We start from the raw sequence: 14,450 nt of genomic DNA on the forward strand, positions 1-14,450 counted from the left end.
GCATGAGCCAGCGCGGTAGGTCCCGGCCCGGCGCCCGGCGCACCCGCACCGAGGGTGCGCCGGGCGCTCGGCGGCCCAGCCGGGCCCGCCCGGCCGGACCGACCGCCTCGACGGAACCGCCCGCCGACGCCTCCGGTGCCCGCACCGGAGGCACCGGGGGCCGGGCCCGGCCCACCCGGGTCGGGACGCCGCGCGAGTCCCGGGCCGCCCGCACCGAGCGCACCTTCTTCGGCCTGTCCACCGGCCGTGCCGTCGTCCTCGCCCTCGTGGTGTGCGGGCTCGCCCTGACCCTCGCGGTTCCGCTGCGCACGTACGTCAGCCAGCGGTCCGAGGCCGAGCGGGTCGCCGCGGAACGGGCGCAGCTCGAGCAGGAGATCGCGGCGCTGCGCGAACAGAAGGCACAGATCGAGGACCCCGCCTGGATCCGCGCCCAGGCCCGCGAACGCCTGCGGTTCGTCATGCCCGGCGAGACCCCTTACCAGGTGCAGCTGCCCGGCGACTACCAGGAACCGGTCGCCGAGCAAGCCGAGGAACTGCCTTCCACGGGCGCCTGGTACAGCGACCTGTGGCAGTCGGTGTCCGTGCCCGCGCCAGAACCCGAACCCGCCCCGGTGCCGCGGCAGATGCCGGTGGCGCCCCCAGAACCAGGAGAACCGACCGGGTGACCGATCCCGTCGCACAGGAAGACCTCGACGCCGTCGCCGCCCAGCTCGGGCGCGCTCCGCGTGGCGTTCTCGCCATCGCCTACCGCTGCCCGGACGGCGCCCCCGGCGTGGTGAAGACCGCACCCAAGCTGCCCGACGGCACGCCGTTCCCGACGCTGTTCTACCTCACCGATCCGCGGCTCACCGCCGAGGCCAGCCGGCAGGAATCCGGTGGGGTCATGAAGGAGATGACCGAGCGGATCGCCGCCGACCCGGAGATCGCGGCCGCGTACCGCCGTGCCCACGAGTCCTACCTCGCCGAACGCGACGCCATCGAATCGCTCGGCACCGACTTCAGCGGCGGCGGCATGCCCGACCGCGTCAAGTGCCTGCACGTACTCATCGCACATTCCCTCGCCAAAGGACCCGGGGTGAACCCGTTCGGCGACGAAGCCGTCGCCCTCGCCGCCGACGCCGGCCTGCGCGGCACCGCGATCCCCGCCGACTGGCCCACCTACGCCGAACTGCGCGGGCAGGGCGAGTGACCGCGGGTACCCGCCGCGTCGCGGCGATCGACTGCGGCACCAACTCCATCCGCCTGCTCATCGCCGATCTCGACGACGACGGCCGGCTCACCGACGTCACCCGGTTGATGCGGGTCGTGCGGCTCGGCCAGGGCGTCGACGCGACCGGCCGGCTCGCCCCCGAGGCGATCGAACGCACCCGTGTCGCCCTCGTCGAATACGCCGGCCTCATCCGCGAGACCGGGGCGCAGGCGGCGCGAATGGTCGCCACCTCCGCCACCCGCGACGCCGCCAACCGGGACGACTTCTTCGCCATGACCCGCGAGGTCCTCGGCGCGGTGATCGCCGGTGCCGAGGCCGAGGTCATCTCCGGCGACGAGGAAGCGCGGCTGTCCTTCACCGGCGCCGTGGGCGAACTCGACCCGGCACGCGGGCCGTTCGTCGTCGTCGACCTCGGCGGCGGTTCCACCGAGGTGGTGCTCGGCGACGTGGACGGCGTGCATGCCGCCTACTCCACCGACATCGGGTGCGTGCGCCTGACCGAGCGGTGCCTGCACGACGACCCGCCCACGGCCGAGCAGGTCGCCGCGGCGCGCACGTTCGCGGGGGAGAAGATCACCGAAGCGCTCGCCCACGTGCCGGTGGAGCAGGCCCGCACCTGGGTCGGCGTCGCCGGCACCATGACCACGATCGCGGCGCTCGCGAACGGGCTCGAGGAATACGACCCCGAGCGGGTGCACCTGTCCACCGTCGGCTTCGACCGGCTGCGCCAGGTGTGCGACGGCCTGCTCGCCGCCACCCACGACGAACGCGCCGCGCTCGGCCCGATGCACCCCGGACGGGTCGACGTCATCGGGGGCGGAGCCGTCGTCACGACCGTGCTGGCCGACGAACTCGCTCGTCGCGCGGGCATCGGCGAGCTGGTCGTGAGCGAGCACGACATCCTCGACGGGATCGCACTGTCGATCGCGTAGGCAGCCGCGGCACTCAGCCGCTCCGCGTCCAGCCGTACGCGCTGACGATCGTCTCCGCGGATGACTGGGCGCGACGCGGCTGCGGGCCCCGAGGCGCCACGCTCTACTCTCTTCATGCGCCCCCATAGCCCAATTGGCAGAGGCAGCGGACTTAAAATCCGCCGAGTGTCGGTTCGAGTCCGACTGGGGGCACCACAACCCAACCAGCTGTGAGCCGACCCGACCGGCGCGTTCGATACGGCTTCCAGACCGCCCCGCGTGGGGCCGAGGGCGATGGTCGTGACGGGCATCACTGGCAGCCGCGACTTCCGCCCCTACAATGCCCTGTGTGCTTACCGAACCAAACGATCGCCTGGGCGCGTCCGTCCGGAGGGGTGCAGTGCGGCTCGGCATCGTGTGGGGGTCGCTGGCCCTCGCAACCGGAGTCTCACCCCTCGCCGCCGCGGATCCGGGTACCGTCGACGAACAGGTCCGCGCCTCCGCGCCGGAGTTCGCTCCGATTCCAGGGATGGCAGCCTCCCCGCTCGTGGCCACCGCCGACGAGGGGGTCGAGGGCATCCGCCGCGCACCGGCTCCGCTGGTCCTGCGTGCGGCCGACGACTTCGATCGTCCGGACGGTCCGCTCGGCCCGAACTGGATCACCCACGGGGGCGGCACCCTGAAGATCGTGAACGGTCATCTCGACGGCCGGGGGACTCCGTCGACCCCGCTGAGTCTCGCGTTCTGGAGTGAGCCGATGCCGAGCGAGACGCAGGTGATGCGGTGTGTGGTCCGCTGGAACGGACGCGACCCGGAGCACTCGTCGATCGGTCCGGTGGTGCGTGCCAATCCCGGTGTCGACACCGGTGTGCAGTTCGCGTTCACCGAGAGCATGATGGCGTTGTACTACGAGGATCCTTCCAGCCCGAACGGATTCGCTCCCGCCGCGGGGACGCCGCAGTACGCGTCCACGTCGAAGTTCCCCGAAGGCGCGGTCGTCGAGCTGCGTGCCGACGGGAACCGGTACACGGCCAGGGTCAATGGCAGGATCGTGCTGCAGGGGACCGTGGAGGCCGACCAGATCCCGTTCACCAATCGGTACGTCGGCACGGTCATCCAGGACGACAGCCGGGAACGGGGCGGTGGACAGCCCCCCGCTCAGCTCGACGATTGCCGGGCGTTGACTCCCTGACGGGGCCCGTCGAGCAGAGACCCGGCGGAAGCGGCGAACCGCTCACGGCATCCGGGAGGGTTCGGCAGGACACGTCGTCAGGCGGGGAGAACCGACGACACGCCACCGATCCAGTTGCCGTCGGGTAGTTCGATCGCTCTTCCCACCCGGCACGGGGTCCGCGATGACGATACGTTCGGAACATGTCGAACGAATCCGAAAGTGCCGTTCTGTCCCTCACGACGCCGGTCACGATGAGTATCGTCCGGGCCTTCCTCGCGGGCGCTCCCGAAGACGCCACGCTGGAACTCGACTCTTCCGATCCCGGAGAGCCGAAGCTTCTGCTGACCTGGGCGAAGCGTCAGAAGGGGTGATCCACGGCCGGGACGGTCCCGACCGGTCGGGTCAGGGCCGCTCCCGGTTCTCCCGTTTCTCCCAGTCGTGCCCGACCTGTTCCTCCAGCGTCCATTCCGGGGCTCCCGACCGCGGGTGGGTGTGCGCCCATGCGAGGGCTTCGTCCTGGGTCTCGAACGACTGCTGGTCGATGACGGCACCGTCTCGGTCCACAATCCGAAAGTGCTTCACACCCGGAATCGTTCCAGGCGAACATTCCCTTCGGGCCGCATTCGGCCGAATACGACGCCCGGAACGCAGGGGAGGGGTGGCACGACGGCCGCCGGCGAGCCTTCCGCCGCAGCCTCAGCGCAGCGTTCCGCCCGAGGCCAGCAGCAACAGCACTGTCGCCGAGACGACGACCGCGACGACGACGGCGACGATCGCCACCATGCCGCGCGGGGCCTCGGGGTCACCGAAGAGCGGTTCGTCCTTGTTCCACTTCCACGGGCAGCGCACAGCTACAGGAAACCGGATGTCCGGTATGTCTGCAAGGCGTAGTCCCGCCGGCGGTTACGAGCAGAGACGTTTCCTGATGCAGTCGTCCAGCTCGGCCGACATGATGTGATAGGCCTCCGCGATGTGCTCGGGTGGGATTCTCTGCGTGACAACCTCTTTCGGGTCGAGGTAACCGTTACGGATGTGCTCGGACAAGCGTGGCGATTGACGCTCGACCGGGCACTGGTTCATCCGCAGCGTCAGTCCTCATGGCGCCTCCGAACTTCACGGCGCTGAACGTCGGGCCGTACGCGCCCATCACCGGGATCGTCCCGCCCTTGCGAACCGCGTCCATCGCCCAGTTCAGGGTTGTACATCTCGGCGTGCGCGAACGTGCGCGCCTTCGCGAGTCGGTAGTCGAGGTGATCGATCACGATTACGCGTCCGGCTGTGAACCACAGGGTGTCCGATCCGCCCTCCGAGAGTCCTCGTGTGCCGAGCGGACTAACTCTTCGTCGCCTCGACCACTCGCTCGGCCACCGCCCGCGACGACGCCGGGTTCTGCCCGGTGTAGAGGCTGCGGTCGACGACCACGTGTGATTCCCATGCCGGCCCCGCGTCGAATCGGGCGCCGCTCTCGCGGAGGCGGTCCTCGAGCAGCCACGGCGCCTTCTCGGCGAGCCCGGCCTGCGTCTCCTCCTCGTTGGTGAAGCCGGTCATCCGGTACCCGTCGAAGAGCCAGCCGCCGTCGGCACCTCGTGCGGGCAACAACGCTGCGGGAGCATGGCATACGACGGAGACGAGCTTGCCGGCGGCCATGAACTCCGCGAGCAGCCTGCCGAACGGTTCGGACACGGCGAGGTCCTCCATCGGGCCGTGCCCGCCCGGGACGAACACGAGGTCGTAGTCCTCGGCGCGCACGTCCTCGAGTACGGCGGGCGAGTCGAGGACCGGCTTCAGCTCCGTGAGGGTCCGCCGCAGCTCGTCACTGCGGTCCTCGCCGCCGGCGGCGTCGGGTGCGAGGCTGGCCTCGTCCACGACCGGGCTGCGGCCGCCCGGCGTGGCGAACGTGAGACGGAAGCCGGCATCGGTGAACACCCGGTACGGCTCGATCAGTTCCTCGGCCCAGAATCCCGTCGGGTGTTGCGTCCCGTCGGCGAGCGTCCAGTGATCGGCTCCTGTCACGACGAACAGCACCTCGGTCATGATCAATCCTTCCGGTCGGGAACGGGTCGTGGGGCGACCCACAGGGTGCGTTCCCGTTCCCGGCCGGTTCCAATCGTCGTTCCGGGCATCGCCCGGAATGACGAACGCCCCGGCACGGAGCCGGGGCGTTCGCGTGGCCGGGTCTTCCCCTCCGGCCGTGGTCCACTGTACGCGACCGGGCGGCGGTCCGGCCGCACGGGGCATCCGTTGCGAGGGCGGCGCCGGGATCGTCTGGCGGGCATGCCATCCCGCAGTCCGAAACCGATTTCCCGCAGTGCGGAACGACGCGGACGGCGATCAGGCCCGGGCGGAGAAGATGGCGTTGTAGTCGTACGGGCCGCTCGGCGGCTGCGAGGTCGCGACGGGCTCGGTGCTGCCCTCGTCGCCGGGAGTGGTGGGCTCGACGAAGAGCGGCGTCTGGAACTCGGTTTCGTTGTGCATGATGTCCTTTCGGGCCGGCGAGCCGTGTCGGGCGGCGTAGCTGTGGTACCCCGACGCTGCCGCCGCTACACCCGCACCCGGTATGCGGGTACGGCAGTTCCGGGGCAGGGCTCGGTGGGTGGTGCTCGACCGAAATCACGCTGTACTCGCCCGACCGGAAGCGATCGACCGAGACGTGTCGTCGATGCCCTCACCCTACACGCCGCTGGATGGCCGATGCGTTACGCGCACGGAACCGGTGCGTGACGTGTCGCGGCGTGCGGCGCGGCGAGGTGGGGCAAAGCCTTGTTCGTCCTGTTCGGTCGCGTCTACGGTGAGTTCGGACCGCGTGTACGACACTCCGAATCGGAGGCCGCTATGAAGGCCGGCAAGATCGTCATGTTCGTGGTGGGTGTTCTGCTGTCGATGCTCGGACTGGCCCTGCTCGCCGCCGCCGGCGTGCTCGGCTGGGGGTACTTCGTCCAGCGCGACGACGGCTGGTTCACCGCTCCGACCGAGCGTTTCCGCACCGACTCGAGCGCCCTCGTCTCCGAACGCATCGACCTGGTCTTCGACGACACGCCCACCGGTTTCGGCGCCGAGGACTTCGGCCGGCTCAGATTGCGTGCGGCATCGGAGGATCCCGGACAGCCGGTGTTCGTCGGCATCGGCCCGCAGCGGGAGGTCGACGCCTTCCTGTCCGGGGTCGCACACGCCGAACTCACCGACGTCCGGTTCGAGCCGTTCCGCGCCGAGTACCGCGAGATCCCCGGCGACGACCCCGCCCAGGTTCCCGGTGACGAGGACTTCTGGGCCGCGTCGGCTGCCGGACCCGGGACACAGGAATTGCGCTGGGACTTCCAGGAAGGGGTGTGGTCGATCCTCGTGATGAACGCCGACGCCACCCCGGGCGTCGTCGTGGACCTGCAGGCGGGCGCCCAGTTCCCGTTCCTGGGACCCCTCGCGCTGTGGCTGCTCGTCAGTGCTCTCGTCCTGCTCGTGATCGGGGTTCCGCTGCTCGTCCTCGGCGCGGTGGGGCTCGGCCGGCACGGTCCGCCCTCGGCGCACGCTCCGCCGCCGGCCGCCGTCGCCCCGGGCACCTACCCGGTGATGTTGCGCGGCGACCCGGACTCGCCGTCGCGCTGGCTGTGGCTCGTGAAGTGGCTCTTGGCGATCCCGCACTACATCGTGCTCTTCTTCCTCGCGATCGCGCACTTCGTCACGACCGTCGTCGCGGGCTTCGCGATCCTGTTCACCGGCCGCTACCCGCGGGCGCTGTTCGACTTCAACGTCGGCGTGATGCGGTGGTGGTGGCGGGTGGGGTTCTACACCTACTCGGCGCTGGGCACCGACCGGTATCCGCCCTTCAGCCTGCATCGCACGGACTACCCCGCCGACTTCGACGTCCCCTATCCGGAACGTCTCTCCCGGGGACTGGTGCTGGTCAAGTGGTGGCTGCTCGCCGTCCCGCACTACCTGATCCTCGCCGTGCTCGTCGGAGGCGGGGCCACCGCGACCTCAGGCGACTGGGACGACGCGGCGTGGACCTACTCGTGGTCCCTGCTCGGCATTCTCGTGCTCGTCGCGGCGATCGCCCTGCTGTTCACCGCCCGCTACCCGAGCGGGGTGTTCGATCTCGTCGTGGGCATCAACCGCTGGCGTTTCCGGGTGTGGGCCTACGCGGCGCTGCTGCGCGACGAGTACCCGCCGTTCCGGCTCGACCAGGGCCCCCGGGAACTGCACGAGTACGCGCCGCCGGCCGGGCCGCGCGACGACCTCTCACCGGAACCCGGTCGAACGCAGATTCCGCTGTCGAAGGAGCAGTACGGCGACGCGACCTCCGGGGAGCAGGCACGGCCGGGGGAGGGACGCTGACGGCCCCGGACACGAGCCGTGGCCCCGTCGACGGGGTCGACGGGGCCACGCTCGTGCTTGCGCGCCGCGGCGCTACTTCTTGAACGAGTCCTTGACCTTGCCGGCGGCATCGGAGATCTTGTCGCCCGCCTGCTTCAGACCGCTCGACGCCTGGTCGCCCCGGCCCTCGGCCTCGAGGTCGCGGTCGCCGGTCGCGCGGCCGGCGCCTTCCTTGGCCTGACCGGTGACGTCCTCGGCCTTGTGCTTGGCCTTGTCGATGAAATCAGCCACTTCATCCTCCTTCGTCCGTGGTCACTTCCATCCCCGGATACCCCGGCCCCGGCCATGCCAATCCTGGGGGCTCGGGTTTGAGTGCCGGATCGCCGGGGAAAGCCCCCGGCATGGCTACATACCGAGTGATCGACCCCAAGGGCGAAGTGGTGGCGACCAAGGACATCGAGAGCGCGGACGACGCGCACGCCTGGTTCGTGGACTCCAAGGCCGACAACAGCGAACTGGGCTGGCGTATGGAGGTCAGGGTCGAGGGCGACGACGACTGGCGGTTCTTCGACGACTCCGAAGGAACCACGTAGCCGAGCAGACACGTGCCGTACCCGGCGTCCGTCACAACCAGTTGCGTTGCTTGAACACGATGTAGAGGGTTCCCGCGGACGCGGCGATGACCGCGGTGCTCGACAGCACCCCGCTCCACTGCCCGAAGCCGGGGTACGGCACGTTCTGTCCGTACCACCCTGTCACCGCGGTGGGCACGGCGATGATCGCGGCCCACCCCGTGAGCTTCTTCATCACCGTGTTCAGCTGCGCGTCCTGCAGCGACAGGTTCGTTTCGAAGACCGTGGTGACCATGTCACGCAGGGATTCGGTCCATTCCGTCGCGCGGATGACGTGGTCGTACAGGTCGCTGTACCAGCCGTCGAGTTCGACGGAGTTGCCCCGCTCGGCCCGGTGCCGCATCACCGCGGCGACCACCTCGCGCATCGGCAGGACGACACGGCGCAACTGGACGAGTTCCTTGCGTACCCGGTAGGTGCGACGCTGGAGCGAGCGTATGTGCGCACGCTCGTCGAACAGCCCGTCCTCGAGTTCCTCGATCGCGTCGTCGAGGCCCTGGATGGCCTCGAACTGGCCGTCGACGACGACGTCGAGCAGCCCGTGCAGCAGCGCGGCGGTGCCGTGCCGCAGCAGGTCGGCGTTGTCGTCCCAGCGCCGCACCATCTCCTCGACGTCGAATCCGGTACCCCGGTGCACCGTGACCAGGCCGCGTGGGACCACGAACACCGAGACCCGCGTGGTCTCGAGCCGGGACCCGAGCGTGTCGGCCGGCTCGCTCCCGTACGCCAGCGACGTGGCGTAGACGGTCAGGAAGGTGTGCGTGGAGTAGCGGGTGACTTTCGTGCGTTCCCCGTGCGCCACCACGTCCTCGACGGCGTGCGGATCGAATGCCAGCTCCTCCGCGATGTCGGTCAGCTCGCGGTGCGTCGGATCGTGCAGATCCACCCACACCAGGGCGGTCTCGTCCCGGAGGTAGTCGGAGACGTCCGCCAGCGGGTAGTTCTCGGCGACGAGCCGTCCGTCGCGCCAGAGCCTGGTGCGGACGTGGTCGGGGACGGCAGCGGTCACGCTCGCAGTCTGCCCTACCCCGGGCCGACCCGGGCTCACAGCGCGACGCGCGCGCCGCCCGCCTCCGCCAGCCGCACCATCTCGTCGAGGAAGGCCTCGTCCACGGCCGGCCAGTCCGGGGGCCACAACAGGGTGCGCAGCCGATCGCGCAGCAGGGGCAGGAGCGGCACCACATGAACTCCGCCGTCGACGAGGTAGCGGAGCATGCCCAGGCGCCCGCACGTCGCTACGGCGGGGGCGAGCACGTGCTGGGCCTCCTCGATCCGTCCGGCGGCGTGCAGGCACGCCACCAGCAGCCGCGCCGCCTGCAGTTCGGCGCGATGGCGGCCGCGTCCGGAGACGCGGCGGTGCCACAGCCGGGCCCACTCGCATGCCTCGGCGGCGTCCTCGGGCCTGCCGCTGCCGTAGAGCAGCCGGATGGCGGTGGCGTCCTCCACCTGAGCGGTGATCTCGGCGACACCGTCGGGGTCGGGGGCATCGGAATCGGGCATCTGTCGCGGGGCGGGCTGCGGCCCCGGCAGACCGAGCCGCACGCGTTCGTTGACCACCCGGGCACGCAGTCGCGGCAACCGATAGTCGTCGGCGGCCCGCGCTCCCTCGTCGAGCAGTGCCGCCGCGGCGGCGCGGTCACCGCGCAGGGCCTTGAGCCGCGCGGCCGTGACGAATCGGGCGATCATGAAGTCCGGTACGCCGCCCTCGGTTCCGAGCTCGTGACTTTCGTCGAGCAGGGCCTCGGCCTCGGTGATCCGGCCCTGTTCGTAGAGCAGCTCCCCGAGCATGGCGGCGGCCAGCCGCGCGGCGTGGGTGTGGATGCCGCCCACTTTGCGCGCGGCCCGCAGTCCCGCACGGAAATGGCTCTCGGCCGCGGCGACGTCGAGCTGCTCGTTGGCCGCGATGCCGAGCAGGCACTGCCCGTACACGCGGCTGAACGGGCCGTTGGAGGCACGGTGGTACGGCTCGGCCCACCGCTGCCGTCGCCGGGCGGACTCGAAGTCGAACCGGTAGATGTCCACGAAGGTCGCCACGTTCGCCGCGACGGACACCACCCACGGACGGAAGGCATCCGGATCGTCCAGGCACGGCGCGACCTTGCCCGCCACGTCGGCGATGCGGTCGGTGGAGACTGCGACGACACCCTCGACGACGTCGGCCTCGACCTGCAGGACCGCGATGTCCTCCGCCGCCGCATTGCAGCAGCTGAAACAGCCCCGCGCCGCCGCGAGTGCGGTGCGCGTCTGGTCGGCTCGCTGCAGCAACGCGTTCGCCCACGCCACCGTCATCTGCAGCCGCGGGTGCGTGGCCACCACGCGGGGCGGTAGCTTCGCGACCAGCGCCAGCAGGGTCGTCATGTGGGAGTGCTCGATCAGGAACATCCCGTCGGCGGCGATGATGTCGACGGCGAGTTCCTGGTCGTCGGCGCTGAGCGCGTGGTCCACGGCCTCACGCAACATGTGCTGGTGTGCGAACCATTGCGCAGCGGCACGATGGAGCGGCTCCACGCGTTCGGGATGATCACGCTCGAGCCGGCGGCGCAGGAAATCCGCGAAGAGCCGGTGGTAGCGGAACCAGCTGCCCTCGTCGTCGACCCGGCGCAGGAACAGATCCCGGGCCTCGATCTGCTCGAGCATCGCCTGTCCGTGCAGGTCGCCAGTGAGCGCGGTGGCGAGGCTGCCGGTGATCTCGTCGGTGACGGACGTCGCGAGCAGGAACTCGTATACCTCCGGCTCGAGGGTGTCGAGCACGTTGTCTGCGAGGAACTCGCCGATGGCGCGGTGGCGGCCCGAGAGGTTCTCGATCAGGTCGGTCGGATCCTCGCAGTCGCGCAGGGACAAGGACACCAGTTGCAGCGCGGCGACCCAGCCGTCGGTGACTTCGGTCAGGCCCCGGATGTCCTCGGGACCGAGGTCGAGGCCGCTCACGTCGCGTAGGAAGCCCTCGGCTTCCTCGGCGTCGAACCGCAGAGCGTCCGAGTCGATCTCGACGAGTTCGTCGAGGACCCGCATCCGGCTGAGCGGCAACCCGGCCCGGCTTCGGCTGGTCACCACGAGCTGCAGGTGATGACACCCTCGGTCGAGGAGGAAGTCCAGTGCCGCGACGGTTCCCGGTGCGGTGACGAGGTGCCAGTCCTCGATCACCAAGGCCATCGGGGTCTCCTCGCGATGGATTTCGTCGATGAGGGTGGACAGGACGTACCGTTCGGCGTCGTCGCCGTGGGCCTCGAGCACCTGCCGCAGCTGGCGGGCGAACTGCGGACGCACCTGCCGGAATGCCTCGATCAGATGGGTGAGGAACCACACCACGTCGTTGTCGTCCCGGTCGACCGCGAGCCAGGCCACCGCGACGCCCTCGGCGGTGAGGACCTCCCGCCACTGTGCGGCCAGCGTCGACTTCCCGAATCCGGTCGGGGCATGGATCGCGACGAGGCGGCGGCGGCGGGCGAGGCGCAACCGGTCGATGAGGTGGGTGCGCTGGACCAGCGGTCGGCTGGCGGCGTGCGGGCGGAACCGGGTCACCGGCACCGGCGGCGTGGTGATCGCGGTGGGCGTGAGGTGGGGTCCGGTGGTGTGCGGGGTTCCCGGGACGGGCAGCGGCCCGAGTCCGTCCGGATCCGCGGGCAGCGCCATCTCGTCCACGTCGCAGCCGCCCCGCTCCTGGGCCCGCTGCAGCAACTCCCCGAACTCCGCGGCGGACTGCGGGCGGGCATCCGGATCGGTGGCCATGCCGCGTTCCAGGGCAGAGCACACCTCCTCGGGGACACCGGTGCCCCGCAGGTCCGGGACCGGTTCGGTGGTGATCCGCAGGAACTGCGTGACCACCTGTTCCCCGCGTCGCCGCTCGAAGGCCGCATGCCCGGTCAGTGCGCAGAACAGGGTCGCGGCCAGACCGTAGACGTCGGCGGCCGGGGTCGGCGGCGCGCCGGCCAGGATCTCCGGCGCGGTGAAGGCGGGGGAGCCCGTGATCGCGCCCGACGAGGTGCGGAAGCCGTCCGCGATGCGGGCGATGCCGAAGTCGGTGAGCTGCGGTTCGCCGTACTGGGTGAGCAGGATGTTCGCGGGCTTGACGTCGCGGTGCAGCACGTCGGTCCGGTGCGCCGTCTCGAGCGCCCCGGCGAGTTTGACGCCGATGCGCAGCACGTCCGGCCAGGGCAGCGGCCCGTAGCGGCGGATGCGCGCCTCGAGCGAGTCGTGGGGATGGTAGTGCATGACCAGGTAGGGCCGGCCACTGCTGGTGGTGCCGACCTGCAGGACGGTGACGATGTGCGGATGCCCGGAGAGCCGGCCCATCGCGCGTTGCTCGCGGAGGAACCGGTCGAGGTTGTCGGCGTCGAGCGGTGCGGTGAGCACCTTCACCGCGACGGTGCGCTCGAGCGCCGTCTCCCGGCACCGGTACACCACCCCGAAACCACCACGGCCGATCTCGGTTGCGTCGGCGAACCCCGCGAGGCGCAGATCCTCGACGGTCTCGTCCTCCGCCGCGGCGGCGTGGGAGACCGTGGCTCGCTGGGTGGCGAGGGGATCGTTCTCGGCCATCGGGGCACTCACCTCACGTGGATTCCTCCAGGATAGTCCCGGGTGTGGCGGGCACGACACGGATGGATCGCCGGTTCTCCATTACCGTTGTCCGGCCGGGGCTCCCGGCAACGACGGCCGGATCTTCCGGGAAACGACACTGCGATCGGAATTGGGAAACGATGAAGAAGACTCTCGCGGCGCTGTTCGGTACGGGTGCGGTGCTGCTCGCGGCGGCCTGCGGATCGTCCGGTGACTCCGGCTCCGCAGCCGAGGGGACCACCGAGTCCACCACCGCCGCGCCGAGCACGAGCCAGGTCACCGGAAGCACCGGCATCGAGCTGGGCCAGAGCTATGACGAGATCTGCAGTGCCATGGTGCCGTACTTCGACCAGCTCGAATCCTGGGGGCAGGACCGCACCCAGGCCGCCGCCTCCGTCGCCGACGCGCAGAAGTCGCTGCCGGGGTGGGCGGAGCTGAGCGAGGAGCAGCAGGCCGACACCCTGCGCGCCATCGAGAACGCCGGCAAGGGGCAGTGCTGACCGGCGACCCCGCTGCCGGCGACGAGCTGTTCGCCCGGTTGCGGCGCCTCCCCGATGTGGAGGCGCCCAATCTGGTGGCCGTCGACGCCGCCGACAGGTTGATTCTCGACGAGGCCGGCGCCGCGCTCGCCGCGGCGCCGGCCGGGACCGTCGCGGTGATCGACGACCACTACGGAGCCCTCACCCTCGGCGTCGCCGTGCGGCACTCCGCGTCAGGGATCCGGGTTCACCAGGACTCGGTGGTGGGGGAGCGGGCCCTGGCCGCGAACGCCGCCCGCGAAGGACTGACCGATCGTTACACCACGCACGACCTCGGTAGCGATCTGCTCACCGGGGCCCGGGTGGTGCTGCTGCAGTTGCCGCGGTCGCTCGCCGCGCTCACCGAGATCGCCGAGACCGTCGCCCGGTACGCCGACCCCGGCGTCACGGTGTTCGCCGGTGGCCGCGACAAACACATCACGCCCGCGATGAACGAGGTATTGGCCCGCTGCTTCACGGAGGTACGCGCCTCCCGCGGCCGGCAGAAGTCGCGGGTGCTCACCGCCCGCGGCCCGATCGCGACCGAGCCGACCTACCCGGTGACCGGCACGGTGCCCGAGGCCGGGCTGACCGTCGTCGCGCACGGAGCGGCGTTCGCCGGCCCTCGCCTGGACATCGGCACCCGCTTCCTGCTGGACTTCGTGCCCCGGCTGCCGCGTGACGCGAGGACCGCCGTCGACCTCGGCTGCGGCACGGGCATCCTGGCCGTCGCCGCGGCCCGGCAGTTCCCCGGCCTGCGGGTGACCGCCACCGACCAGTCCGCTGCGGCGGTCGCCTCGGCCGCCGCCACCGCCGCCGCGAACGACGTCGCCGACCGGGTCGAGGTACTGCGCGACGACGTCGCCGGGACGCTGCCGGATGCCTCCGTGGACGTGGTGCTGTGCAATCCGCCGTTCCACGTCGGCGCCGCGGTGCACACCGGTGCCGCCGTGAAAATGTTCGACGCGGCGGCCCGGCTGCTGCGTCCGGGCGGTGAACTGTGGGCCGTCTACAACACCCACCTGAACTACCGTGGGATCCTGCAGCGGACGATCGGCCGCACGGAAGTTGCAGGACGCAACCGTAAGTTCACCGTGACCAGGTCCGTGCGCACCCGGTAGAGTCCGGTTTGTCCGT

At 70.7% G+C, this 14,450-nt stretch carries 16 protein-coding genes, 1 tRNA gene and 1 pseudogene; 10 read left to right on the forward strand and 8 right to left on the reverse strand.

Annotated elements, in window-relative coordinates; genetic code table 11:
• The first annotated feature begins 2 nt into the window (after positions 1-2).
• The 6 genes from AC2IPW_RS06880 (at position 3) to AC2IPW_RS06905 (ending at position 3,666) form a co-directional block, all read left to right on the forward strand.
• Positions 3-665: an FtsB family cell division protein gene (locus tag AC2IPW_RS06880; RefSeq protein ID WP_486376549.1), complete on the forward strand. Its 663-nt coding sequence runs from the start codon at positions 3-5 to the stop codon at positions 663-665.
• Complete coding sequence (locus tag AC2IPW_RS06885) at positions 662-1,189, forward strand: DUF501 domain-containing protein (protein ID WP_289377283.1); 528 nt, start codon at positions 662-664, stop codon at positions 1,187-1,189. The genes AC2IPW_RS06880 and AC2IPW_RS06885 overlap by 4 nt, the downstream gene beginning before the upstream one ends.
• Positions 1,186-2,142: a Ppx/GppA phosphatase family protein gene (locus tag AC2IPW_RS06890; protein ID WP_003935103.1), complete on the forward strand. Its 957-nt coding sequence runs from the start codon at positions 1,186-1,188 to the stop codon at positions 2,140-2,142. The genes AC2IPW_RS06885 and AC2IPW_RS06890 overlap by 4 nt, the downstream gene beginning before the upstream one ends.
• Before the next feature lie 118 nt (positions 2,143-2,260).
• Positions 2,261-2,337, forward strand: a tRNA-Leu gene (locus AC2IPW_RS06895).
• A 133-nt stretch (positions 2,338-2,470) separates the two neighbouring features.
• On the forward strand, positions 2,471-3,313 hold the full coding sequence (locus tag AC2IPW_RS06900) for a hypothetical protein (RefSeq protein ID WP_486376550.1): 843 nt from the start codon (positions 2,471-2,473) through the stop codon (positions 3,311-3,313).
• Between the two features lie 182 nt (positions 3,314-3,495).
• Entirely contained in the window at positions 3,496-3,666 is a 171-nt protein-coding gene (locus AC2IPW_RS06905; protein WP_162919285.1) for a hypothetical protein, read from the forward strand.
• Between the two features lie 31 nt (positions 3,667-3,697).
• On the opposite strand, the gene AC2IPW_RS06910 is transcribed toward AC2IPW_RS06905, so the two are convergent.
• From AC2IPW_RS06910 to AC2IPW_RS06930, 5 genes and pseudogenes are all read right to left on the reverse strand, one after another.
• Positions 3,698-3,859, reverse strand: a complete 162-nt coding sequence (locus AC2IPW_RS06910) for a hypothetical protein (RefSeq protein ID WP_486376551.1) — start codon at positions 3,857-3,859, stop codon at positions 3,698-3,700.
• Positions 3,860-3,991: 132 nt separating this feature from the next.
• Positions 3,992-4,144: a hypothetical protein gene (locus AC2IPW_RS06915; protein ID WP_156525151.1), complete on the reverse strand. Its 153-nt coding sequence runs from the start codon at positions 4,142-4,144 to the stop codon at positions 3,992-3,994.
• 54 nt (positions 4,145-4,198) lie between these two features.
• Positions 4,199-4,572: pseudogene (locus AC2IPW_RS06920) on the reverse strand (glutathione-dependent formaldehyde dehydrogenase); the annotation flags it as partial.
• 55 nt (positions 4,573-4,627) lie between these two features.
• A complete protein-coding gene (locus tag AC2IPW_RS06925) occupies positions 4,628-5,329 on the reverse strand; it encodes a type 1 glutamine amidotransferase domain-containing protein (protein ID WP_371384248.1) in 702 nt (233 codons plus the stop codon).
• A gap of 297 nt (positions 5,330-5,626) precedes the next feature.
• The gene (locus tag AC2IPW_RS06930) at positions 5,627-5,770 is read right to left on the reverse strand and encodes a hypothetical protein (protein WP_169833332.1); all 144 of its coding nucleotides are present in this window, start codon (positions 5,768-5,770) and stop codon (positions 5,627-5,629) included.
• Positions 5,771-6,127: 357 nt separating this feature from the next.
• On the opposite strand from AC2IPW_RS06930, the gene AC2IPW_RS06935 reads away from it, so the two are divergent.
• The gene (locus tag AC2IPW_RS06935) at positions 6,128-7,624 is read left to right on the forward strand and encodes a DUF4389 domain-containing protein (RefSeq protein ID WP_486376552.1); all 1,497 of its coding nucleotides are present in this window, start codon (positions 6,128-6,130) and stop codon (positions 7,622-7,624) included.
• Between the two features lie 72 nt (positions 7,625-7,696).
• Here AC2IPW_RS06935 and AC2IPW_RS06940 read toward each other — a convergent pair whose 3' ends face one another.
• A complete protein-coding gene (locus tag AC2IPW_RS06940) occupies positions 7,697-7,894 on the reverse strand; it encodes a CsbD family protein (RefSeq protein ID WP_003935098.1) in 198 nt (65 codons plus the stop codon).
• A gap of 110 nt (positions 7,895-8,004) precedes the next feature.
• Here AC2IPW_RS06940 and AC2IPW_RS06945 point away from each other — a divergent pair, with 110 nt between their 5' ends.
• Positions 8,005-8,196, forward strand: a complete 192-nt coding sequence (locus tag AC2IPW_RS06945) for a hypothetical protein (protein WP_010592900.1) — start codon at positions 8,005-8,007, stop codon at positions 8,194-8,196.
• A gap of 31 nt (positions 8,197-8,227) precedes the next feature.
• On the opposite strand, the gene AC2IPW_RS06950 is transcribed toward AC2IPW_RS06945, so the two are convergent.
• A complete protein-coding gene (locus AC2IPW_RS06950) occupies positions 8,228-9,244 on the reverse strand; it encodes a magnesium transporter CorA family protein (RefSeq protein ID WP_416063010.1) in 1,017 nt (338 codons plus the stop codon).
• A gap of 35 nt (positions 9,245-9,279) precedes the next feature.
• Entirely contained in the window at positions 9,280-12,774 is a 3,495-nt protein-coding gene (locus tag AC2IPW_RS06955; RefSeq protein ID WP_486376977.1) for a protein kinase domain-containing protein, read from the reverse strand.
• 161 nt (positions 12,775-12,935) lie between these two features.
• Here AC2IPW_RS06955 and AC2IPW_RS06960 point away from each other — a divergent pair, with 161 nt between their 5' ends.
• Positions 12,936-13,295: a hypothetical protein gene (locus tag AC2IPW_RS06960; RefSeq protein WP_003935094.1), complete on the forward strand. Its 360-nt coding sequence runs from the start codon at positions 12,936-12,938 to the stop codon at positions 13,293-13,295.
• On the forward strand, positions 13,289-14,434 hold the full coding sequence (locus tag AC2IPW_RS06965; protein WP_059174839.1) for a class I SAM-dependent methyltransferase: 1,146 nt from the start codon (positions 13,289-13,291) through the stop codon (positions 14,432-14,434). Before AC2IPW_RS06960 ends, AC2IPW_RS06965 begins: the two co-directional genes overlap by 7 nt.
• Positions 14,435-14,450: the final 16 nt, after the last annotated feature.

The organism is Rhodococcus sp. NS-SX18, assembly GCF_057367935.1.

Bases quoted from the DNA above. Each gene is read 5' to 3' on its own strand.
- AC2IPW_RS06945 (WP_010592900.1), top strand. From the start codon at position 8,005: ATGGCTACATACCGAGTGATCGACCCCAAGGGCGAAGTGGTGGCGACC.
- AC2IPW_RS06925 (WP_371384248.1), bottom strand. From the start codon at position 5,329: ATGACCGAGGTGCTGTTCGTCGTGACAGGAGCCGATCACTGGACGCTC.
- AC2IPW_RS06905 (WP_162919285.1), top strand. From the start codon at position 3,496: ATGTCGAACGAATCCGAAAGTGCCGTTCTGTCCCTCACGACGCCGGTC.
- AC2IPW_RS06935 (WP_486376552.1), top strand. From the start codon at position 6,128: ATGAAGGCCGGCAAGATCGTCATGTTCGTGGTGGGTGTTCTGCTGTCG.
- AC2IPW_RS06960 (WP_003935094.1), top strand. From the start codon at position 12,936: ATGAAGAAGACTCTCGCGGCGCTGTTCGGTACGGGTGCGGTGCTGCTC.
- AC2IPW_RS06880 (WP_486376549.1), top strand. From the start codon at position 3: ATGAGCCAGCGCGGTAGGTCCCGGCCCGGCGCCCGGCGCACCCGCACC.
- AC2IPW_RS06955 (WP_486376977.1), bottom strand. From the start codon at position 12,774: ATGGCCGAGAACGATCCCCTCGCCACCCAGCGAGCCACGGTCTCCCAC.
- AC2IPW_RS06930 (WP_169833332.1), bottom strand. From the start codon at position 5,770: ATGCACAACGAAACCGAGTTCCAGACGCCGCTCTTCGTCGAGCCCACC.